General features: G+C 66.8%; 17 protein-coding genes and 5 pseudogenes. 9 read left to right on the forward strand and 13 right to left on the reverse strand.

Annotated elements, in window-relative coordinates; translation table 11 throughout:
- Window positions 1–338: 338 nt before the first annotated feature.
- From MBENS4_RS27710 to MBENS4_RS27715, 3 genes and pseudogenes are all read left to right on the forward strand, one after another.
- Window positions 339–527 (forward strand): annotated as a pseudogene (locus MBENS4_RS27710) (transposase); the annotation flags it as partial.
- 9 nt (window positions 528–536) lie between these two features.
- Window positions 537–734, forward strand: a complete 198-nt coding sequence (locus tag MBENS4_RS27045; RefSeq protein ID WP_144401067.1) for a hypothetical protein — start codon at window positions 537–539, stop codon at window positions 732–734.
- Window positions 695–937, forward strand: a pseudogene (locus tag MBENS4_RS27715) (hypothetical protein); the annotation flags it as partial. The gene MBENS4_RS27045 and the pseudogene MBENS4_RS27715, both read left to right, overlap by 40 nt.
- A 93-nt stretch (window positions 938–1,030) precedes the next feature.
- Here MBENS4_RS27715 and MBENS4_RS22820 read toward each other — a convergent pair.
- The 5 genes and pseudogenes from MBENS4_RS22820 to MBENS4_RS27050 form a co-directional block, all read right to left on the reverse strand.
- A pseudogene (locus MBENS4_RS22820) lies at window positions 1,031–1,474 on the reverse strand (IS6 family transposase); the annotation flags it as partial.
- 334 nt (window positions 1,475–1,808) lie between these two features.
- Window positions 1,809–2,339, reverse strand: a complete 531-nt coding sequence (locus MBENS4_RS22825; protein WP_039396315.1) for a hypothetical protein — start codon at window positions 2,337–2,339, stop codon at window positions 1,809–1,811.
- 167 nt (window positions 2,340–2,506) lie between these two features.
- Complete coding sequence (locus tag MBENS4_RS22830) at window positions 2,507–4,246, reverse strand: FUSC family protein (RefSeq protein ID WP_052322725.1); 1,740 nt, start codon at window positions 4,244–4,246, stop codon at window positions 2,507–2,509.
- Window positions 4,247–4,404: 158 nt separating this feature from the next.
- Window positions 4,405–5,859 carry an HWE histidine kinase domain-containing protein gene (locus MBENS4_RS22835; RefSeq protein ID WP_039396319.1) on the reverse strand — a complete coding sequence of 485 codons (1,455 nt, stop codon included), beginning with the start codon at window positions 5,857–5,859 and terminating at the stop codon, window positions 4,405–4,407.
- A gap of 125 nt (window positions 5,860–5,984) precedes the next feature.
- Window positions 5,985–6,680 carry a surface lipoprotein assembly modifier gene (locus MBENS4_RS27050; RefSeq protein ID WP_242405094.1) on the reverse strand — a complete coding sequence of 232 codons (696 nt, stop codon included), beginning with the start codon at window positions 6,678–6,680 and terminating at the stop codon, window positions 5,985–5,987.
- Between the two features lie 166 nt (window positions 6,681–6,846).
- Here MBENS4_RS27050 and MBENS4_RS27055 point away from each other — a divergent pair, with 166 nt between their 5' ends.
- Complete coding sequence (locus tag MBENS4_RS27055) at window positions 6,847–6,996, forward strand: hypothetical protein (RefSeq protein WP_242405095.1); 150 nt, start codon at window positions 6,847–6,849, stop codon at window positions 6,994–6,996.
- Here the strand turns inward: MBENS4_RS27055 and MBENS4_RS27510 are convergent.
- From MBENS4_RS27510 to MBENS4_RS24460, 4 genes and pseudogenes are all read right to left on the reverse strand, one after another.
- Window positions 6,937–7,176 (reverse strand): annotated as a pseudogene (locus MBENS4_RS27510) (tetratricopeptide repeat protein); the annotation flags it as partial. The gene MBENS4_RS27055 and the pseudogene MBENS4_RS27510 overlap by 60 nt on opposite strands.
- Before the next feature lie 150 nt (window positions 7,177–7,326).
- Window positions 7,327–8,430, reverse strand: coding sequence for a transferrin-binding protein-like solute binding protein (locus tag MBENS4_RS22845; RefSeq protein ID WP_039396321.1), 1,104 nt, complete (start codon window positions 8,428–8,430; stop codon window positions 7,327–7,329).
- A complete protein-coding gene (locus MBENS4_RS22850; protein WP_144401069.1) occupies window positions 8,423–9,028 on the reverse strand; it encodes a hypothetical protein in 606 nt (201 codons plus the stop codon). Before MBENS4_RS22850 ends, MBENS4_RS22845 begins: the two co-directional genes overlap by 8 nt.
- A 134-nt stretch (window positions 9,029–9,162) precedes the next feature.
- A complete protein-coding gene (locus MBENS4_RS24460) occupies window positions 9,163–10,140 on the reverse strand; it encodes an AraC family transcriptional regulator (RefSeq protein WP_144401070.1) in 978 nt (325 codons plus the stop codon).
- A gap of 242 nt (window positions 10,141–10,382) precedes the next feature.
- On the opposite strand from MBENS4_RS24460, the gene MBENS4_RS22860 reads away from it, so the two are divergent.
- From MBENS4_RS22860 to MBENS4_RS22870, 3 genes are all read left to right on the forward strand, one after another.
- Window positions 10,383–11,762, forward strand: a complete 1,380-nt coding sequence (locus MBENS4_RS22860; protein WP_039396326.1) for an aminomethyltransferase family protein — start codon at window positions 10,383–10,385, stop codon at window positions 11,760–11,762.
- A gap of 105 nt (window positions 11,763–11,867) precedes the next feature.
- A complete protein-coding gene (locus MBENS4_RS22865; protein ID WP_199904462.1) occupies window positions 11,868–12,227 on the forward strand; it encodes a hypothetical protein in 360 nt (119 codons plus the stop codon).
- A gap of 94 nt (window positions 12,228–12,321) precedes the next feature.
- The gene (locus tag MBENS4_RS22870) at window positions 12,322–12,558 is read left to right on the forward strand and encodes a hypothetical protein (protein WP_039396329.1); all 237 of its coding nucleotides are present in this window, start codon (window positions 12,322–12,324) and stop codon (window positions 12,556–12,558) included.
- A gap of 44 nt (window positions 12,559–12,602) precedes the next feature.
- Here MBENS4_RS22870 and MBENS4_RS22875 read toward each other — a convergent pair whose 3' ends face one another.
- Together MBENS4_RS22875 and MBENS4_RS22880 are read right to left on the reverse strand one after the other, a co-directional pair.
- Window positions 12,603–14,027, reverse strand: coding sequence for a L,D-transpeptidase family protein (locus MBENS4_RS22875; RefSeq protein WP_445321535.1), 1,425 nt, complete (start codon window positions 14,025–14,027; stop codon window positions 12,603–12,605).
- A gap of 68 nt (window positions 14,028–14,095) precedes the next feature.
- Window positions 14,096–14,805 (reverse strand): annotated as a pseudogene (locus MBENS4_RS22880) (murein L,D-transpeptidase catalytic domain family protein).
- A 202-nt stretch (window positions 14,806–15,007) separates the two neighbouring features.
- Between MBENS4_RS22880 and MBENS4_RS22885 the strand changes: the two are divergent.
- Both MBENS4_RS22885 and MBENS4_RS22895 read left to right on the forward strand, forming a co-directional pair.
- Complete coding sequence (locus MBENS4_RS22885; RefSeq protein ID WP_052322727.1) at window positions 15,008–16,099, forward strand: DNA topoisomerase IB; 1,092 nt, start codon at window positions 15,008–15,010, stop codon at window positions 16,097–16,099.
- A gap of 268 nt (window positions 16,100–16,367) precedes the next feature.
- Window positions 16,368–17,630, forward strand: coding sequence for a mechanosensitive ion channel family protein (locus MBENS4_RS22895; RefSeq protein ID WP_242405096.1), 1,263 nt, complete (start codon window positions 16,368–16,370; stop codon window positions 17,628–17,630).
- 24 nt (window positions 17,631–17,654) lie between these two features.
- Here MBENS4_RS22895 and MBENS4_RS22900 read toward each other — a convergent pair whose 3' ends face one another.
- Window positions 17,655–20,009, reverse strand: coding sequence for a M1 family metallopeptidase (locus tag MBENS4_RS22900; protein WP_242405102.1), 2,355 nt, complete (start codon window positions 20,007–20,009; stop codon window positions 17,655–17,657).
- Window positions 20,000–20,347 carry a hypothetical protein gene (locus MBENS4_RS27060; protein WP_242405103.1) on the reverse strand — a complete coding sequence of 116 codons (348 nt, stop codon included), beginning with the start codon at window positions 20,345–20,347 and terminating at the stop codon, window positions 20,000–20,002. The genes MBENS4_RS22900 and MBENS4_RS27060 overlap by 10 nt, the downstream gene beginning before the upstream one ends.
- Between the last annotated feature and the right edge of the window lie 39 nt (window positions 20,348–20,386).

The raw sequence follows: 20,386 nt of genomic DNA on the forward strand, positions 1-20,386 counted from the left end.
TGCTAGGTAGCGTGGACAAATTCCGATGAGCGCAGCAGCGCTCAGTCGGGGTTGTTCCGCCTAGCGGTTTTGACTGCCCAGCGGACGAGAAGGCCGACCCCGATGGCGATGACAGCGGAGGGTAGTAAGACTTGGGTCAGAAAGCCCTTCTTGCACGCGGTGTCCGGCACGCAGTCCCCCAACGCGTCGACAAGCAACAGGAACATGAAGACAGGTACGCTCAGGACGGCGGAGGCTATACATCCCCAACGGCCTTCGACCGTCGCCCCACCTTTATATCCACCATCGGTCATTGGCATTAGGTAGCCCAGTGCTCTCTATTCGCAAAGAAGCGCGTCCTGAAGGATTTACTGCCGATCGAGCCCGAGAACCGTGGTCGCGGCAGGCGTCCTGAGCAGAACCGCTCTGTCATCAACGGCATCCTCTGGCGCCTCCGCTGCGGCGCTCCATGGCATGACGTCCCACCAAAATACGGAAGCTGGAACACCATTTATCGACGGTTCCGGCGCTGGAGCGAGGCCGGTGTCTGGGAGACCGTGGCGGTAACACTCGCTGAGGTCATGGCAGACAGCGGCCATTACAGCATCGACAGCACCACCGTTCGCGCCCATGTCTCGGCAGCGGGCGGAAAAGGGGGGCTCATCGACGCGCTCTTGGCCGCTCGCGGGGCGGGTTCACCAGTAAGCTTCACTGCCTGGCTGATGCCCTCGGACGACCGCTCGCGTTCATCCTGACTGGCGGCGAAGCGGTAGATTGCCAAGCATATGACGGGCTGATCGACTTGCGCGAACGCGCGCCCGACGCCTTCCTTGCAGACAAGGGCTATGACGCCGATGCTATCCGCGCTGACCTCGCCGAAAGGACGATCAAGGCCGTCATTCCGGGTACTCTACCGACAGCGCAACCGCATCGAACGCATGTTCGGCCATCTCAAGATCAATCGCGCCATCGCCACCCCCATGGATGGCGGCTTCGCCGCAGGCAATTGGAGGGGGAGAGACGCAAAGCGAGTGCACGCGAAAGCCGGCTTCCGGGCCGCTTCCAGGTTGGTCTGGCTACCGTCGATGGTGACCTGCACCGGCAGGCCATGGCGGGCATAGGCTCGCCGGAAGAAGCGCTTTGCGTCTTTGAGATTGCGGGTCGGCGAGAACAGGAAATCAACAGTGGCACCGCCCTTATCGACCGCCCGGTAGAGATACATCCATTCTCTCCCTAACCTTGATGTAGGTCTGATCGACGTGCCACCTGCCCGTCACTGGACGCTTGCGGACATTGAATGCGTCGAGAAGTTGTGGCGTGTAGCGCCCCACCAGCGATGGATCGTCGAATGATCGACCGACACGCCGCGCTCGGCGACCATCTCTTCCAGGTCCCGAAGGCTCAGACCATACGCCAGGTACCAGCGTACGCACAGCAGGATCAGTGAGTCTTCGAAATGACGACCTTTGAACACACAATTTTCCCGTAAATACATACCTTGACCATCCCCCATAGGCCGATCTCAAAGTTTGCGGCAGAACCCGATCGCATTCATGCAGAGATCTGCGTCGCGCTTGAGAGCCCACCAACCGGCGAGAGGCCCCAGGCCCACGAGGCCCGAATACAAGCAATGTACTGCGGCGGAGCAGACGCATTTTGCACAAGCGTACGCTCCGCCGCGCAGGTTACTGTACAACGAATTGGAAATCCTGCGACGCAGGGCGTCGCCAGGGGGCGTTTCGCCACGGCGCGAAGGGCTTTTCCGAGAGGTGTGTGCAAGGCGCCAGGCTCAGAACCCGTTGCGCGACCTGGCGCGCGTGCCTGCTCATTCAGCTCTCAGGGGCGATCAGGCGGTAGGCCTCGGCCATGCGCGCGTTGAGGGTCTGGGTATCGAGCACGGCTTCGGGGCGGTAGGTGAGCCCCGTGCGCTTGGTGCGCGACCAGTGATCGACGTAGAGCGCCTTGCCTTCGCCGAAGACGCGGTGGACGTGGCGGGACAGCTCGGCCGGGCCGCTTGCGCTATAGGCGAGACGAAACAGCGCGATGTCGGCCACGTGGGGGCCGACCATGACCCAGCTGTGGCTGTCGAGGACGGGCGCGCCCTCGACCAGCAGCGAGCCGGTGACGACGTGAACGGGCGCGGCCATGCGCTTTTCCAGGCTGACCGCGAGCGCCGCGCTGAGCGCGGGGGCGGGGTCTTCGAGGGCGGGGAAGACCTTGAGCAGGTCGAGCCCGGTGCGCGACAGGATCGCCCCGTCGGCTTCGTCGAGGGTGTAGGCCTTGAAGGCGCGCGCCGCGTCCCAGCCATGGTGGGCGGCGATATGGCGGGCGAGCTGGGCGAGGTCCTTGATGTGCGGCATGGTCCGCGCCCTTAGTCGTCAGAGGACGGGGATGCCAGCGAAACCGTGCGTTCGCGCCCCGACCGCCAAGCTCACCTTCCCCGCGCCAACGGAGCCGAGGCAAGTGACGTCGCCCATTCTGGGGTCAAGGGGCGATGGCCCCTTGGAATATATCGTCCTTTTTTCCCTTAATCGTCCGGACCTTCGCCCCCCAGCTGGATCAGCCGGGCCATCGCCGCCTGCCCTGCGATTGTGCGCAGTTCCAGCTGGGCCTGTCCCAGATCCTCGGAAAGGCGTGCGCGGCGTACCAGGTTACCCAGTTCATGGCGCGCGAGTTCGGCCTCGACACTGGCGAGGCCGGCGGCGCGGCGGCGGGTCTCGATCTCGGCTGCGTCCTCTCCATCCTCGACCGCCCCGAGGTACGCGCGGTTGGCGGCGATCCCGGCGCGCAGACGCTCCTCCAGCGGGACGCCGAGGTCCGGCCAGAGCGCAAGGACCGCCAGCAACGCGGCCAGGCTCCCCACGATATTGTCGAGAATACGCGCCCAGGCGATCCCGCTGCCTGGTTGCAACATCTCGGTCACGATCACGAACAGCATGGTGAGGAACAGCACGAAGAGCGTGTAGTTCACCGCACGCAGCGCAATCGCAACCGCCGCCAGCAGGGTTGCCAGAAGCGAGAGCGAGAGCGCGTCTCCGCCATTCAGGTAGACCACACCCATGGCCGCGCCGCCGCCCAGCGCCGTGCCGGCAATGCGCTCCAGCGCGCGCGTCCAGGTCACCCGCGAACCGCCCTGCAGCACGACGATCACCGCGAGCGCGGCCCAGTAGGGATAGCCCAGATCGAAGCCGCGCGCGACGAGGTAGACGAGAACGAGCGCGGCGGTAAGGCGCAAGGCCCGTCGCAGAGGTACGCTGCGGGACGCGGGATTCGTCGGTACCGCCTCCCGGGTGACAGGTGCCGTGAGCGGCAGGGCCAGAGCCTGCTCGAAGGCCCGCAGGCATCCGCGCAGGAGAGCGCTTGTGCTGGCCGCGCGGGTGCGCGCGAGGCGCCGGGCCGTCCAGTCGAGCACGGCCTGCGCGTCCTCCACGCGCCCGCTCGAGGCCCGGCGATAGGCGACCTGCCAGGCGCGCAGCGCAGTGCGGCAGGCGCGCGCGGTCCGTTGGCGCTCCCCGGCCGTTTCGCGCCCGTCGATGAAGGCCTGATCAAGCGCGATGAGCGCGGCGAAGAGCTGCTCCCCGGCCTCGAGCGCGCGCTGCTGGCGCGCAATGTCGTCGTGTGGAGCGAACTGGTTCAGGAGGCCGCGCAGCCGCTCTATGGCGAGGCGCACGGCGCGCCGGTGCTGGCCGTGTTCGCTGTGCCACTGCGCGTCGCGGTGCGCCTGTCCGCCCAGGTTCGCGAGCTCGCCCGCCATGTCCTGAAGGCGCAGCAGCACCGAGAGATGCGCGCGTTCAAGCGGCTTTCGCGCGTCGCGCCGCCAGATCCCATTGATGAGCAGCCAGGCCCAGGTCGCCCCGGCAAGGAAAGCCAGCGCCTGCACCAGAGCGAGAACCGGGCCTTGCGGAAAGCCGACCGCCACCACCGCAACAACGCCGAGCAGCGTGGCAAAGAGCCCTTCGCGCGCGAGGAAGGGGCTCACCAGAACGATCGCGAAGACAAGTGCGGGCCCGGTCAGGACCGGCAGACCGGGCAGCGCGTAGGCGAGGAGGGCGCCTGTGAGCGTGACCAGCGTTCCGCACAGGGCGAAGGCCCCCAGCGTGCGGCGATGCAGGCGGTCCGGGCCGCTGGGATCGCACAGGCAGGTCCAGAATGCGGCAAAGACGGCCCAGGAGAGGATCTTCTCCTCCAGCGCGACAGCCAGCGCGAGCGGCAAGGCCACCGCCAGCGCGGCACGGCAGCCTTCTGCGGCGCTGAAATGCTCAGGCACGAGACCATAGGAGCGCAGCTCCAGACGCCGGGCCAGTGCGCGCAGCGTACCTCCGGCCCGCGCGCCCGGGGGCCGGGGATGGGCTGGTGTGCGGAGAGGGTGTCGGCGCCGTCATGGCAACGGGCCTAATGGCTGCCAGAGGGATTGAGAAGGGCGTGTCAGGGCGATGGCGCGCGCTCGTCCACGGTGGTCTCTGCCGGCACCACGAAGCCCATGGTGCAGTGGACGCCGGTGGGCAGGTAGTCGAGGGTGACCGTACCGCCGTATTCGGCCGCAAGGCTCCCTTCGATGAGGCGCGAGCCAAAGCCCTTGCGGGCCGGCGGCGTGACCACCGGGCCATCCTCCTCGCTCCATTCCAGCGCGATCCGGTGCGGGGCCTGGGGCTCGCGGTGCCAGCGGATGTGGACCTTGCCCCGCTCGTTGGACAGCGCGCCGTACTTGATGGCGTTGGTGGTCAATTCGTGCAGCGTCATCGAGAGGGCAACCGTCAGGCGCGGGCTCAGCACGGTGTCGGGCCCCTCGAGAGCGATGCGCGCGGGATCGCCGCTGGCCGCGGTGGCTTCGCGGATGACTTCGCCAAGTGCGCTCGACTGCCAGCTTGCCTCGGTCAGGAGGTTGTGCGCGCGGGCCAGCGCGCGCAGGCGAAAGTCGAAGGCCTCGCGTGCCGCGCCTGCGCCCTCGACATGGCGGAACGACTGGTGCGCCAGGCTCTGGACGATGGCGAGGGTGTTCTTCACCCGGTGGTTGAGCTCGTTGATGAGCAGGTCCTGCTGGCGCGCGGCCAGCACCGTCTCGGTGACGTCCTGCCCCTGAACCAGGATCGTCGAAATCTCGTCGTGCGAGACGATCGGCTGATAGATGAAGTCGATATAGCGACGCACCGGCGCGCCTTCTGGGCCGACTTCGAAGACGATCTCCTGCGCCTGGCCGATGTAGGGTTGCCCGCTGCTCCGGACGTTGTCGAGGATAGCGACGAAGCCCTGCCGCACGACTTCGGGAAGGGCCTCGGCCACGCTCTTGCCGAGCAGATCCTGGCGGCCGACCAGTTCGCAGTAGGCGGCATTGGCCATTTCAAAGACATGCTGCGGCCCGCTCAGCACGCACACGAAACCGGGCGCCTGCTCGAACATGGCGGTCAGGCGCTTCATCTGCGTCTGCAGATCGAGATTGCGGGTCTGGACGGCCTCGGCGCGGCGGACGAGGTCGAACTCGTCGCGCATCGTGCGCAGATTGTGCAGTTCGGTGACGTCGACGGTGTGCTGCAGGAAGACCGAGACCTCGCCGTTTTCATCCAGGATCGGAGTGTGCGTGGCGCTCCAGTAACGGGCTTCCATGGTCCCGTCGGGCCGCGCGATGTCATAGCGGATCAGCGCGATCTCGTCGGGTTTCTTCTCGGTGAGGACGCGCGCGAAGGAGGACACGAGGAGTTCGTGGCTTTCGCTGCCCGGCTCGCTGGGGAAGGCCTCCAGCACGTTGGTCCCGACAAGGTCCTCTTCGCGGCGCATCGTGCTGCGCTGGTAGGCCGCATTGGTCCACACGATCGTCAGGTCCGGGGCGAGGACCATGTAGGGGTTGGGCGAGAGCGCGAGAAGCGCCTTGAAATCGAGGTTCATGCGCTGGAACTCGCGTGGCAGGAAGGGAGGGGACCGGCGTGGGGGGCGCCCCGTGCTTTGTCAATCGGATGAAGAGGGATCGCGCAAGGGTTGACGTTGTTCCCGTGGTCAGGGCCGTCCTGAAATCAGAAGCTGCTGGTCACCCCGAACTCGCTGGTGAAGCGCCGGTAATCGTAGAGCGCGACGTTGGAGGCATTGCGCTCGTAGCCCACGCGCACATAGGGGGCGATGCCGTACACGGCGAGCGCGCGGAAGGTCGCCCCGGCGCGCGCGTTCACAAACCACTCACGGCGCCGCTGCCCAAAGAGCGCAAGGGCCGCGTCGCCCTCGGTTCGCTGCACCATGGCCGAGGCGTAGAGGGTCGTGTGCCCGGCCTCGCGCCAACCCAGCAGGCGCAGCCCTCCCGCCGCACTGGCATAACCCGGATCGCGCGCGGTCTGGCGCGAGGCGGTGAGCGTGGCGCTGATGCCGCTGCGCGCCGAGAGCGCGCGCTCGACGCCCACGCTCGCCGTATAGAGCGCGCCGTCCTGCAGTTCGTTGAGTTGGTAATCGGTGCGCGCCGCGCCCAGTGAAGTCGTCAGCTGGGCGCGGTGCCCCAGGATGTGGATCCAGTCGAGCGTCACCATGTCGCTCTGCATGTAGGCCTGCTGGCCGTACCAGCGCCAGCTGTGCCCAAGCGAGGGAACGATGCGGTCGTGCTCGCGCTGCACTTCGAGGCCGATGAGCCCTGTCGTCGTGATATCGTTGAAGGCGCTCTCGCGATAGAGGGTGGCAAGGCTGTTCACCCGCGGCACGAGGCTGAAGCCCCGGCCTATCGGCACCTTCCAGTAGGCATCGCCCGAAACGCGCGGGCCCAGGCCCGACTGCGCGCGCGTCCTCGGACAAGGTGAGCGGGGCGATGACCGTATCGAGCGTGCGCACCTCGGTCGCCCGGTTGATGTTGCTATCGGGGGCAAGGGCGAGTTCAAGGCGCAGCCCGGCGCGCTTGTGCGAGCGCAGGGCCGCGTCGAACTGTCCCACCGCGCGCGCGACCTCTTCGGGCAGGCCGGTGGCCTGAACCTGGCGCAGTTCGCGCCGGGCCGCGCCCTCGTTGCCCATGGCGGCGAGCACCCGGGCCAGTTCAAGGCGGACCCGTGAGGCCTCGGGCTGCTCGTCGAGCAGCGCCCGGAACGCGATGGCCGCCTCGCGGTAGCGCTCCAGCGAGGCGAGCAAGAGCCCCTTGCGAAAGCGCGCTTCGGCGCGCACGTCCGCGTTCTGGTCCTGGTTCAGTGCCTCGTAGAGGCGGATCGCCTCGTCGGGGTGGCCGGCCTTCGCCATCCTCTCGGCGACGCCGAAGACCTCGATCGCGGAGAGGTCGCGCGCGCGGACCGGCGCGGCCACCGCCTCGTCGGCCGCCGGGGCTCCGGGCAGGGAAGGCGCGGCGGCCAGCGCCGCCGCCAGGAAAACCAGCACGTCAGATATCCGCGATTACCTGCGGGTGGCGGCAAAGGCGCCCTGGACATTGGTGCCGGCCATGGGATTGCCATCGGGGGTATTGAAGATGAAGGTTCCGGCCACCTCCTGACCTTGCAGGCCATAGAATTGGCCCGAGATGGCGCTACCCAGGCTGCCCCCGGCCTGGAAATCGCCCGTGAACATGCTCGCGCGGCTGTTGATCGTGCCCGAGAACGCGATCGAGCCGAAGTCGACAGGCGCGTTGGTGACGGTTTCGACGCCGTTCAGCGCGAGCGCGCCCGTGAACGTGTCGGAGCCAAAGTCCACGTCCATGCGCGAGGTGCCACTGACATCGTAGCGGGCGCTGTTCGACATGCCCGTGCCATAGGCCACGCCTTCATAGCTGGCCGAGCCGGTGCGATTGTCGAGGGCGTAGCTCGGGGTCTGGAAGCCATAGACGAACCATTCATGGGCCGGCCCGTTGTAGCTGGCCGGAAGCGAGCCCTGCCAGTGCCCGAAGCTGGCATAGGTCAGGGGCAACTGCGAATTGGCCGCGCCGGTCTGGTAGAGTTCCAGCGTGACGTCCTGCGTGCCGTAGTACGTATTGTCGAAGGTCTTCTGGTAGGTCCGGAAGTTGGCGCGCCCGTCGACCTTGTCCGAGATCGTGAACTGCCCGCCGCTCTGGTCCGAGGAATAGCCGCGGAAGAGGAAGGTCTCGCTGTTCTGCCAGGTCAGGCTCCCGCGCGCATACTCGGAGATCTGCGTGATGAAACGCTGTTCCTGGGTCATGTTGGCAAACGACAGGTTGGCGGGCGTCAACGCGCTGTCCTGCTGGCCGACGATCGAGCCTGTCACCGACATGCCATCCGCGTTCTGGCCGCTGAAGCTGGCGCCCAGTTCCTGCCCGTCCGGTCCGTAGAGACTGCCCTGCAGTTCGCTGGTGACGGTTCCGTCCCAGCCCCCGAAGACCGCCGTGCCGGTCAGCGAGGCATCCTGGGAAGAGATCTGCCCCAGGGTCGTGAGCTCGATGCCTCCGCCTGAGATCTGGGACCCGCTCACGAGGCCGTATTCGTTGAGGTAGCTATGGCCGCTGAAGATGCCTTGCGCGAAATCGAAATCGATCTGCCCGCTACCCATGAAGGCTTTCGGCTCTTCGCCTGGAGCCGTGGACGCCCCGAAAGGCCTGCGTTGCATAGGCCGCGCTGCCGCTGCGCGGTGTTGCCACCGCGTTGGTCGGCAAGCCGTAGGTGAAGCTGATCAGGTCGGCTGACTGGAGCGATCCCTCGACGCGGTTATCCTGAAGCAGGCCCATGCGGACGTAATTCGTCGTGAGGTCGCCAGCATAGCCCTTGGTGATCAAGGTCAGCCGCGTATCGTCGACAAGGTAGACCGTATCGTTCTCACTGGTCGTCTGGATATCGGACGGGAGAAACGTGCGCACGACGTCATTGGCCGAGATGGTATAGCCGTTGGTGTCCGCATCGTAGGCGATGGCCAGGCTCACCGGCTCGGGACGGCTGCTGACCCCTGTTCCGGTCGTCATGTCCCAGACCGCGGAAACTCCGGCGGCGTCGTTCGCGAAGCTCTGGTCATAGCGCAGATCGGCGAGGGACGAGTTGGTGGGCGCCGGGGGAGGGGGCACGCTGCCGATAGCGCCGCCGCTGCTGCCGCCCCCGCCGCAGGCCGCAAGAAGACCGGCGAGGGTAGTGCACGCCAAAACACTCTTCAAGTTCATGTAACCGCCCCGTAATATGTCGGAGTTTTCTCTCCATCAATTCAGGGGGGCGTGCAATACGTGTTTCTAAAAGCACGGGTGAAAACCGTGACTTGTGCGAATTTTAACCCTGTACCTTGCAGGCAGCCAGCGCGTCAGGTCGCGTCGCTGCGATAGGCGCTGGGCGGCGTGCCGAAGTGCCGGGCAAAGGCGCGGGTAAAATGGCTGGCATCGCCAAAGCCGAGCGAAAAGGCGATGTCGGTGATCCGCTGGCGCTGGGCGCCCTGATTGCGGCGCAAGAGGCGCGCAGCCTCGGCCAGCCTTTGCTGGAGGATGAATTCGCGCGGCGATGTGCCGCTGTCGAGAAAGGCGCGCTGGAGGTGACGTGTGCTGACGCCCAGGGCTTTTGCGACACCGCCCACGCTCAGGTCCGGATCGGCGAGATTGCGCGCAATGAAGCCGGTCGCCGCCCGGTGGAGTGAACGGTGGCTGGCGCAAGGCTCTCCGCCGAGGGGAACTGACCCCTCGTGGCAGATCATGTGGAACACGCTTTCCAGCACGGGTCCGAGCCGGGCGTTCCAGCTTTCCTCGTCCACCGTCTGGAGCGCGCGCTTGCTGGCCCGGATGACGTCCGAGGCAAAGGCCACGCGCGGATCGGCGGCCGAGAGGTGACGGCCGACCAATCGTTCGGGATCAGGATGGCCGCGCGCCGCTACGCTGTAGGGGATCTTGATGAGAATGAGCCCCACGTCCGCGTCCGAACGGCTCACCCAGGGCTTGTTGAGATCGCGGATGACGATGTCGCCTGTCTGCAGGTCGGCCGACCAGCGCGACTGGCTCAGCGAAGAGCGGCCATGATCAAGGACGGTGAGCATGAGGCAGTCGTCGGCCTCGCGCGCCCAGGGACCGGGGCAGGCGGCCGAGGAACTGGCCTCGGCCGCGCTGCTCGTGACCACGACAAAGCCGAGCGGGCCCAGATTGCGGCGGTGGATATGGGCGCGAAGACCACTGTCACTGCGGGCCCGCACGGTCATTTCCGAAAGCGTCTCGCTCCCGAACTCCGACCAGCGCCGGGTGCGCAAGGGAGGGGCGACATGCTCGGTCGAAAACTCCTGCCAGGATCTGCAGTACACAGGCGTGCTCCCAAAATGTCTTTCGTTCTCAAGGTCTGAACGCCGGCTCCTGGACGTGCGTTCCAGCTTTTCGGGAAGGCTATCACCGTGCCGGGGCGGGTAAAAGGCAGGGCAGGCTCGGCCCGTCGCAGGCCCGGCCCGTCGCGCGATGTCGCATAGGACCAACGCAGCGTCGCCTGCGGTCAAGCACTGCGCGCCGCGAACGGCAAGAAAGGCTCAAAACCATCAAGGAGAGCCTGAAAATGCAGTTTCCATCGCTTCAAGCCAAGATCGACCACTTCGGCGGTCCCCTGCAGATGATGCGCAATTCGCAGACCGGTCCTTATCAGTTCCCCATACCCGCCGAGTTTTCCAACTGGCGCGAGGAGCAGCGCGCCTGGCGCGAAGGCGTGGCGCTCATGGACCAGTCGTTCCACATGACCGACCTCTATGTCGAAGGCCCCGATGTCATGGCCTTCGTCTCCAGCCTTGCGGTCAACACCTTCTCGAACTTCGGCGACGGCAAGGCCAAGCAGTTCATCGCCTGCGCCGAAAACGGCTTCCTCATCGGCGACATGATCATCTTCGGACTGGGCGAGCACCTGGTGAACATCGTGGGCCGCCCGACGGTCGCCAACTGGGTCGAGTACCAGGCCGCGACCTCGGGCTTTGACGTGCGCTGCGACCGCGACGAGCGCACGCTTCAGAACGCCAAGCCGCGCAAGACCTTCCGCTTCGAGCTTCAGGGCCCCAAGGCCTGGGCGCTGCTGGAAAAGCTGAACGGCGGGCCGATCGACCAGCCCCGCTTCTTCCAGATGGGGCACCTTTCGGTTTCCGGGCGCACGTTCCGCTCGCTGCGCCATGGCATGGGCGGCGCGCCGGGGCTGGAGTTCTGGGGCCCCTGGGAGCTCTATGACGAGATCAAGGGCACGATCCTGGAAGCGGGCGCGGAATTCGGCCTGCGTCAGGTCGGCGCGCGCGCCTATTCGAGCGCGGCGGTCGATTCCGGGTGGCTGCCGTGCCCGCTTCCCGCGATCTATTCGGGCGAGGAGATGCGCGCCTACCGCGAGTGGCTGCCCGCCACCAGCTTCGACGGAATTGCGGCGCTCGGCGGAAGTTTCGTCTCCGATGCGATCGAGGACTACTACTTCACCCCCTGGGAAGTGGACTATGGCCGCCTGATCCGCTTCGACCATGATTTCGTCGGGCGCAAGGCGCTGGAAGAGAAGGCCTCCCAGAAGCACCGCAAGAAGGTTTCGCTCGTCCTCGACAGCGAGGATGCCGCGAAGGTCTACGCCAGCCAGATGAGCCCGGGCCAGAACGCCAAGGCCATGGAAGTGCCGACCGCGCACTACGCGGCCTACCCCTACGATGTCGTCCTCGACACGCACGACAACGAAGTGGGCGTCTCGACCTACACCTCCTTTATCGCGCCCGACGGCGCCTGGGTGGCGCTGGCCGTGGTGGACGAGGAGGTCGCTGCGGAAGGCTCGGAGCTGAGCGTCATCTGGGGAGAACCTGCGGGCGGCTCGAACCGCCCCACGGTCGAACGCCACGTCCAGACCACGCTGCGCGCCACGGTCAGCGGATGGCCGTTCTCCAAGGTCGCGCAGGAGGGCTATCGCCCGGGGCTCGCCGCCTGAGCCTGCCCAGATCATGAGCCTGTCGTCCCGATCCGGGGGAGTGATCTCCCCGGGATCGGGACGCCGGGCTTGCCTCGCCCGGGCGCATGGCTCAGGAAGGCCGCCATGAGCGAAGCGTCAAAACCCTGGGATAGCGAACTGGTCTCCAAATGGCTGGAAGTGCGCATCGAGGCCGCAGGTCGCGACCAGGCCGCCGCCGACCGGCGCGGCTATGGGGCGGAGGACGACTACGACAAGGCGGCGGCCGAGGAATGGGCCTGTCGCCGCCTGAAGATGTCGGCATCCCTGGAGGAACAGGCCACCTTTGCGAGCGCGATCAAGCGCCTGCTCGATCAGGACGACTATCGCATCACCGGCATTCACGACGATCGCCGGGTCGAACGCCACATCCGCGCGACCTTGCGCAAGATTGCAAAGATGACCAAGGCCAACGAAGGGTTCGAGAACCGGCTGCGCTATCAGTGAATGCGCTCAGCGACCCCGTGTGACGCGGTATGGGGCGCTTGCCTCTGGCGCGTGGTTCCCTATGGCGAGGAAAACCCAGCAACAGGCGGATAGCATGACAGCACCTTCAGACCACGCGAAGCGCGAGCACTTCGCTCACTGCGTCCAGATCTTCGGCGGCCCGGCGGCCTTCTCGCGCCGCATCGGCATTGACGAGCGGGCCATTCGCCGTTTCGCCAACGGCGAGCGCGAGCTGAGTGCGGGCCTGCTGGAAGACACCGCCAAGGAACTGCGCCGCCTGATCCTCGAGGCGACCGCCGCCGAGGAGGAACTGCGCGCTTCCCTCGATTGAGGCCCGGGCCCCGCCGCTCACAAGCGGACGGGGCCGAGCGGTTTTCAGGGGCCAACGTCCTGCGCGCCCGCCTTCAGCACGTGGCGCGCGCGTTCGCCAAAGCCCAGCTTGCGGGCGACGCGCGTATCCCAGTCATAAGGATCGGCGTGGACAGAGGGCGTGCCCTCCTCATCCAGAACAACCGTCTGGTAGAGCAGACGGACCGGGATCTCGCGCGGGAGCGCCACGAAGGTTTCCTCGCCGGTCTCGCGCGCGGTGGTCCATTCCTCGCTCAGCCCGGCGTGGCTGGCGATCAGCGCGGCAAAGCCCAGCGCGTCCTCCACCCGCACACAGCCGTGGCTGCGCTGGCGCTGGACCTCGTCGAACAGCGCCTTGGCGGGGGTGTCGTGGAGGTAGATCGCATGGTCGTTCTTCATGTCGAACTTGACGAGGCCGAGCGAGTTTTCCGGGCCGGACTGCTGGACGATCCAGCCATCCTTGCGCGCCATGTTGTTGGCGCGCAGGTACGCCGCGCCCTTGCCCGCCAGCTCGTTCTCCTCGATCGAGCGGGGCACGGTCCAGGTCGGGTTGGCAACGAGGCGGTAGATGGGCGAGCCCAGCTGGGGCGTCTCGTGGCCCGGCTCGCCCACCACGGCCTTGCGGCGGTCGGCCACCTTGCCCTCGCGCCAGTAGGTCAGGCGCCCGGTCGCGGTGTTGACGTCGATCCGGGTTTCCGGCGCCTTGCGTTCGAGCCAGCGCAGCCGCTCCATCGCGACGGCCAGCGCACGGGCCCGGTCGGCATCGGAGAAGTTCAGGATTTCCAGCGCGTCCTTGCCGATAATGCCATCGGGATCGATGCCGTAGTCGGCCTGCATGCGCTTGACCGCCACGACCATCTCGTCGCTGTAGCGCTGCCCGGCCGCACGGCCCGCCGCGCCCGAGAGGTACCCCGAGGCGGCCAGCTGGCGGGCAATGGCGGGAACGCGCGGGTCCTCGTCTCCGGCCTCGAGCGGTTCCTCGGGCACAGGGATCTCGGGCGAGGGGGCCGCCTTCTTATCCGCGAGCGCGAGATAGGCCTTCGAAAGCGCTTCGTAGGCCCCATCGTGGGGGGCAAGGCTGTCCAGCCAGTCGTCCACGTCGCCTTCTGCCAACGCCTTGGCGAGCCCGGCCTTCAGGTCGGGATCGTTGCGCGGCACCGTGTAGACCTCGTAAAGTTCACCGGGATCGCTGGCGCCCCGGGCAAGCGCGCTGGCGTAGAGGAGCGCGGCCTTCGTCATCGCCGTCTGGCCCGCCGCCGATCCGGCGTCTTCGGGCACCTCGAAGCGCACGCGGTCTAGGCCATGTTCGGCCCGCTCCCCGATCGCTTCGCGCAGGTCCTCGATCGATCCGGACGTCCAGCGCGCCTCCCCCTCGGCTTCCGAGGCCCCTGAGCACCCGGCCAGCGCAGCCGCACCGATCAGGGGCAGGATTCCGGTTCTCGCAATTCGCACGCATTTCTCCCTATTCATCAGGGAGGACTAACCGCGCCCGGATGCAAAGGTTGCGCACACAAGTGCGCTCAGGCCCGGTCGGCGTAGATCATCCGGCCTTCGCCCAGGAACGCGAAGACATCGTCGAGTTCCTTCTCGCCCACCGCAAAGCACCCCTGGCTGCGCCCGAGCATGCCGTGCGTGCGCAGCATGTCCGGGTTGGCGTACCAGGCGCTGTGCAGCACGATGGCGCGCTGAAGCGCGTTGTCGTTCGTCGCATCAAGCCGCTCAGGCGCTGCGAGCGGCCATGCTTGCCCACGTAGTAGTTGGAGGTGACATAGGCCCCCCGGCTCGACGCATTCGAGCCCACCGCGTTGGAAAAGCTCTGCACGAAGCCGGTATGGGCCGGGTCGGAACCGGAGCCGTGCGCGACGAGGAGCTGGCTCGCCTTGCCGGCCTCAAGGTCGAGCAGGTGCATGCGGCGCTCCGAGGAGGCCTCGGAAAAGTCGATCAGCGCAATCCGGTCCCGGCGGCGCAGCGAAGAGGCGTGGGTCTCCATCGCCTGCCGCGCCCGCTCCAGAAGGCCCCGGTTCACCGGGAACTCGGCAGGATCGGGCGCTGCGCGCGCGGCCACCTTGCCGGCTTGTGCACCGGGCGCTGCAGCGCGCGCAGAGGGAGCGGCACGGGCGGACGGATCAGAAGTAAACGCGGAAGATCGGAACAGGAGTGCGCCCAAGGCGACCGCGCCGCCGGAGCGAACAAGGGCCCGGCGATCAAGTTTCGATTTCAGTTCTGCCATACTCTCAATATAGGCACTCCATCTTTATTTTAAAGGGCCGGGAACTTTTCAGAGCTTTGCGTAAACTGTTCATAAGTGAACGTTTATTTGCACTTTTCGGGTCATTCCAGACGGTTCGATCCAGAGGCGGGAACCCGAAGGGCAGGGCTGCGCGTTAGCAGGAGATCACATCTCCCCGACCGGCTAGGAGGCCGCGACCCACGTGCTGGCGATACCCGAGGAAACCCGCAAGACCCTCGACCAGGAGAACGACCCGAAGATCGACGGGGACATCGGGCTCGTGCATGTCGATCCCTCCAGTCCCGGCTTCACGCGCCGGGCGCTGAAGCACGGCTTTGGCTACTACGACACGCACAGGAAACGCATCCGCGACCGCGCGACGATCACGCGGCTCGACGCCATTGCCCTGCCGCCCGCCTATACCGAGGCCTGGTTCGCGCCATCTGCCAACGCCCATATCCTGGCGACGGGCAAGGACGCGGCCGGGCGGCGCCAGTACCGGTATCACCCACGCTTTCGCGAATGGCGCGAGACGATCAAGTACGAGCGCATGCTCGACTTCGCGGCCAGCCTGCCCACGATCCGCGAGGAGGTTTCCCGGCACATGCGCCACCAGGGCCTGCCGCGCGAGAAGGTGCTGGCAACCGTCGTGCGGCTTCTGGAAACCACGATGATCCGGGTGGGCAACGCCGACTACGCGCGGCGCAACAAGAGCTACGGCCTCACCACCTTGCGCTGCCGGCATGTCTCGGTCGAGAAGTCGAAACTGCGCTTCAATTTCAAGGGCAAGAGTGGGCGGAGCTGGCGCCTCAAGGTCACCGACCGGCGCGTGGCGCGGATCGTCAAGGCCATGCAGGAACTGCCCGGCCAGCACCTCTTCCAGTACCTGGACGATGATGGCGAACGCCGGGAGGTCAGCTCCAACGACATCAACGCGTACCTGCGCGATATTTCCGGGCGCGACATCACCGCCAAGGATTTCCGCACCTGGAGCGGCACCGTCCTTGCCGCCATCGCGCTCAGCGAATACGAGCTCTTCGACAGCGACGCCGCCGCCAAGCGCAATATCCGCGAGGCCATCGAAGGGGTCGCCGCGCGGCTTGGCAATACGCCCGCCGTCTGCCGCAAGTGCTACATCCACCCCGAAGTCTTCGAGGCCTATCTCTCGCGCGAACTGACCGAGGCCGCGCTCGAGAGCATCGCCGCCGAGCTGGAGGAAGACCCCGGCCATCTCGATCCCGAAGAGGCGCTGGTCCTCGCCTTCCTGCGCCGACGCCTCGGGGCAGGGGCCTGATGCGCCGTTGCGTTTCCTCGCGGAAACTTTCGAGGCCGGAGCCGTGGTTGCCGGATCGGCGGCGTAGTGCGATCCTCCCCGCGATGCTTCACCAGTTCTCCCTTGCGTTCGCCTGTACGGCTTGGCGACGGGCCCGCCTCCTGCGCTTCGCCGCGGTGTTTCTCGCGTTCGTCGCGATTGCTCCCGGGCCAGCTTTCGCCCAGTTGGACGCCGCCCTTGGCACGCAGGTCGAAGAGGCCGAAGGGAGAGCGCGCCAGGCACAGAGCAGGTGATCTCCGATAAGCAGGACGAAGGCGCCGACACCCGCATGGCCATGCGCATTCGCGGCATCTTCTCCGAATTGCCCGCCTTCCAGGATGTAAAGGTCACGGTGCGCCAGGGCGTGGTCAGCCTGACGGGAACCGTGCCGGAAACCTCCGACATTGCGCGCGCCGAAGGGATTGCCCGTCGCGTTTCGGGCGTGGTGACCGTCGACAGCGCGCTCCAGCGCGACCTCTCGCTGGCCGCCAGCGCCGATACGCTGGGATCGCTTCAGGGGCGCCTCGAACAGTTCGTGCGGGTCCTGCCCCTTGTCGGGATCGCGGTGGCCGTCGCCTTCGGAATTGGCCTTGTCGGCTATGCCCTCGCCGGATTGACCGGGATCTGGCACCGCGTCGCCCCCAACAGTTTCCTTGCTGAACTGATTGCGAGTGCCATCCGCTTCGTCTTCGTCGTCGCGGGTCTGATCGTCGGGCTCAACCTGATTGGCGCGGAGACCTTGCTGGGCGCGGTGCTGGGCGGCGCGGGCCTGCTGGGCCTCGCGCTCGGATTTGCCCTGCGCGACACGATCGAGAACTACGTCGCCTCGCTCATGCTCAGCGTGCGCCAGCCTTTCCTCCCCAACGATCATGTCGTCATCGACAGCTACGAGGGCCGGGTCATCCGCCTCACCAGTCGCGCGACGATCCTGATGACGCTGGAAGGCAACCACCTGCGCATTCCCAATTCGCAGGTCTTCAAGGCGGTGATCCTCAACTACACCCGCAACCCGCAGCGCCGCTTCCAGTTTGACCTTGGCGTCGATGCCGACGACGATGCGCTTGCCGCCCGCAGGCTCGGCCGCGACACGCTCGGGAACCTGCCCTTCGTGCTGGACGATCCGGGCCCTGAAGCCCGCGTTCTGGAGGTCGGCGATTCCAACGTCGTCCTGCGCTTCCTGGGCTGGATCGACCAGGACGAGAGCGATTGGTACAAGGCGCAGAGCCTTGCCATCGTGGCGGTCAAGACAGCGCTGGAGGAGGCTGGCTTCGGCCTGCCCGAGCCGATCTACCGCCTGCGTTTCGATCCCCGCTCGGCCGCCGTGCCGCTCCCGCAAGGTCCGGCCCCCGCCGCGCCCGAGACCGCAGCAAAGCCGCGGGCATCCTCGCAGATGCGCGCACAGGCCGAGGACGTGCGCCCCACCGACGAGATCCGCGACATGGTCGAGGCCGAGCGGGCCGCGTCCCGAGGCGGGAAGGCCGATCTTCTCGACGAAGCGCGGCCCGTCGAATGAACGAACGGGCCGCGTGGATCACTCTTAACGGGCCTGGAGCCAGGCCGCGATCTGGGCGCGCTGGCGCGGACGGTCCCGCAGGCGCACCTTGAGGCGGGCAAGCGCCTCGCTCACCGGCTTGGCCTGGTCCGCCGGGATCCCGGCGATGTAGTCCTCCAGCGTGCCCACCATCTCGGGGTTGGTGCTGGCGCGCACCAGACGTGCCTGGAAGCGCGCACGGCCCGAGCTGGAGACCAGCGTCTCGACCGCGTCTTCATGCCCGCGCACGAAGTTCCAGGCGAGGTCGGGGTGCAGCCCGGCCACAGCCACGATCATCTGCGCGCCGCTGGTGGCATCGGGCGTGCCCGAAATGGCGAGATCCAGCGTCCTTTGCGCCAGGGCTTCATCCTTCGCCTCGCCGAGCGCGGCGTAGTACAGTTGCCGCTCGACGATGGAATTAGCCTTTTCGGCGAGCGACTTCATCAGGTCCCAATCCTCGGGCGATGCGTTCGCGGCGGCCACGGCCAGCCAGGTCGACTTGAGCGGTCCGTCAAGAGCATCGGGATTGGCGGCAAGCGCCTGGAAGCGGCTGCGCGCCTCTGTCACGACAGCCGGATCGCCCATGCCGCCAAGGTCTCGGATGAGTTCGGAGCGAAGCGCGGTATCGGTCAGGTCCTCGCCCGCACGTGCCTCGAAGCCGAGCGCGGCCAGGCGCGGCCCGTAGGTCGCCGACGCCAGGTCGCGCAGCTGCGCCTTGGCCCCGTCATCCTCGAGGATCTCGTGGAGCGCGGCATAAAGGCTGGCGACATTGCCCGCCAGCACCGGATCGCTGTCGGCCGGAACCGCCGCGATGAAGTCCATGCCCACCGCAAGGTCCTGGTAGCCCGCCATCGCAAGCGCGAGATTGTCGCGCACAAGGCCGTACTGGTCGATGGCCGACAGGCCAGCGAAGCCATCGAGAACTCCGCCCAGAGCCTGCGCGCCATAAAGCGTGCGGTAGTATCCCAGCTGCCCCGAGTTGACGAGCGCCGGGCCGCAGCCTGCGATCGTCACCCGGTCGGTCTTGCCGGTCATCAGGTGCTGCACCGGCTCGCCTTCACCGGCGCTCAGGAGCAGCGGGATCGGCCAGGTCTGCGCGCTCGTGCCGCTGGTATCCTCAAGCGAGAATTCTCCCTGGGCGAGCGCGAGCGTGGTCTTGCCCGCCGCGCATGTCGCCGAAGTCACCCGCACCAGCGGAACCCCGGGCTGCGTCGTGAAGGCCTGGGCGATGCGGTTGATGTCCGCGCCGCCAGCCTGCTCGATAGCTTCCCACAAGTCCTTGCTCTGCGTATTCGCGAAGGCGTGCGCCTTCATGTAACGGCGCAGGCCATCGCGCCAGGTGTCGGGCCCGGCGTAGTGTTCGAGCATGGTGATGACCGCCTGGCCCTTCTGGTAGGTGATCCCATCGAAGGCCTGCTCCATTTCCGCGACGGTGCGCACGTGCTGGACGACCGGGTGCGTGGTGGCGAGCGCGTCCTGCGACATCGCGCCCTCGCGCCCGTCGATCTGGCCCAGCAGCCAGTTCCACTTCGGGTTGAAGTGGTCGGTCGCCTTGGCCGCCATCCAGCTGGCAAAGCCCTCGTTCAGCCACAGGTCGTCCCACCAACCCATGGTGACGAGATCGCCGAACCACTGGTGCGCCATCTCGTGGGCCTCGACGCTGTAGATGCCCTGCTTGAGGCCGGGGCTGGTCAGCTTGGGATCGAGCAGGAGGAGGCGCTGGAAGGTCATGATCGCGCCCCAGTTCTCCATCGCGCTGAAGAACTGCGAGGCACCCGGCGCGGCGACGTTGTCGAGCTTGGGCAGGGGGAAGCGCACGCCGAAGTAGTCATCGAAGTAGGGGAGCAGCTCGGCCATAGAGTCGCGCGCGTAAGTCATCTGCGCGCCCGTACCCGTGGGCCCGACAATGCCGATCTCGACCCCGTCGGCAGCCGTGATTGCCGAGCGTTCGAAATCGCCGCTGGCAAAGAAGAGCAGGTAGCTGCTCATGCGCGGGGTGGTTTCGAAAGTCACGCGCTTGGTGCCGTTGCCCAGGTCCTCGCTCCTGGCGACCGGCATGTTGCCGATGGCCATGTCGCCGGTGGGCACCACGGCGCTCAGATCAAAGGTCGCCTTGTAGCTGGGTTCATCGAAGCTGGGCACGAAGCGGCGCGCATCGGGCGCCTCGAACTGGGTGAAGAGGCCGCGCACGTCCTTGCCGGTGGCAGGATCGGGATAGTCGAGCGCGAAAAGCCCCGCCGCCTGAGTTCCGATGGGGCCGGTATAGGCGATGTCGAGACGGTAGCGCCCGGCGGCAATCGTCTCGGGCGCGGCGAAGGTGAGGGTCTGCGCTTCTTCGTCGGCACTGGGCGTCAGCGTGATCGGCGCGCCGCCGCCTCGGGGAGCAGGGTGGCCGTGGTGACGGTCAGCCCGTTGCCGTTGAGCGTGAGCGAGGGCGTGGCCTCGAACACCTGGAGATCGATGCCCACGCTCGCGCCGAAGGAAAGCGAGGCCGCGTCCGGAACCAGTTGGATCGTGTAATGCAGCGGGCGCGCCGTGCGCGGCAGGCTGCTCGGGATCGTCTCGGGCAGCGGCGCGAGCTTCGCGTTCTCGGCCGAGATCGTGGGCATCGCAACATCGCGGGCCGAAGCGCTCTGGCAGAGCATGAAGGCAAGGACGGCGGCCGCTGTGGTGGCGCCTGCGCGAAGTTTGCGACGCATGTTTGATGTCTCCTGGCATGCGGGGGAAGGGGGCGGACA

Origin of the sequence: Novosphingobium sp. MBES04 (genome assembly GCF_000813185.1) — a bacterium.
Lineage (GTDB): Bacteria > Pseudomonadota > Alphaproteobacteria > Sphingomonadales > Sphingomonadaceae > Novosphingobium > Novosphingobium decolorationis.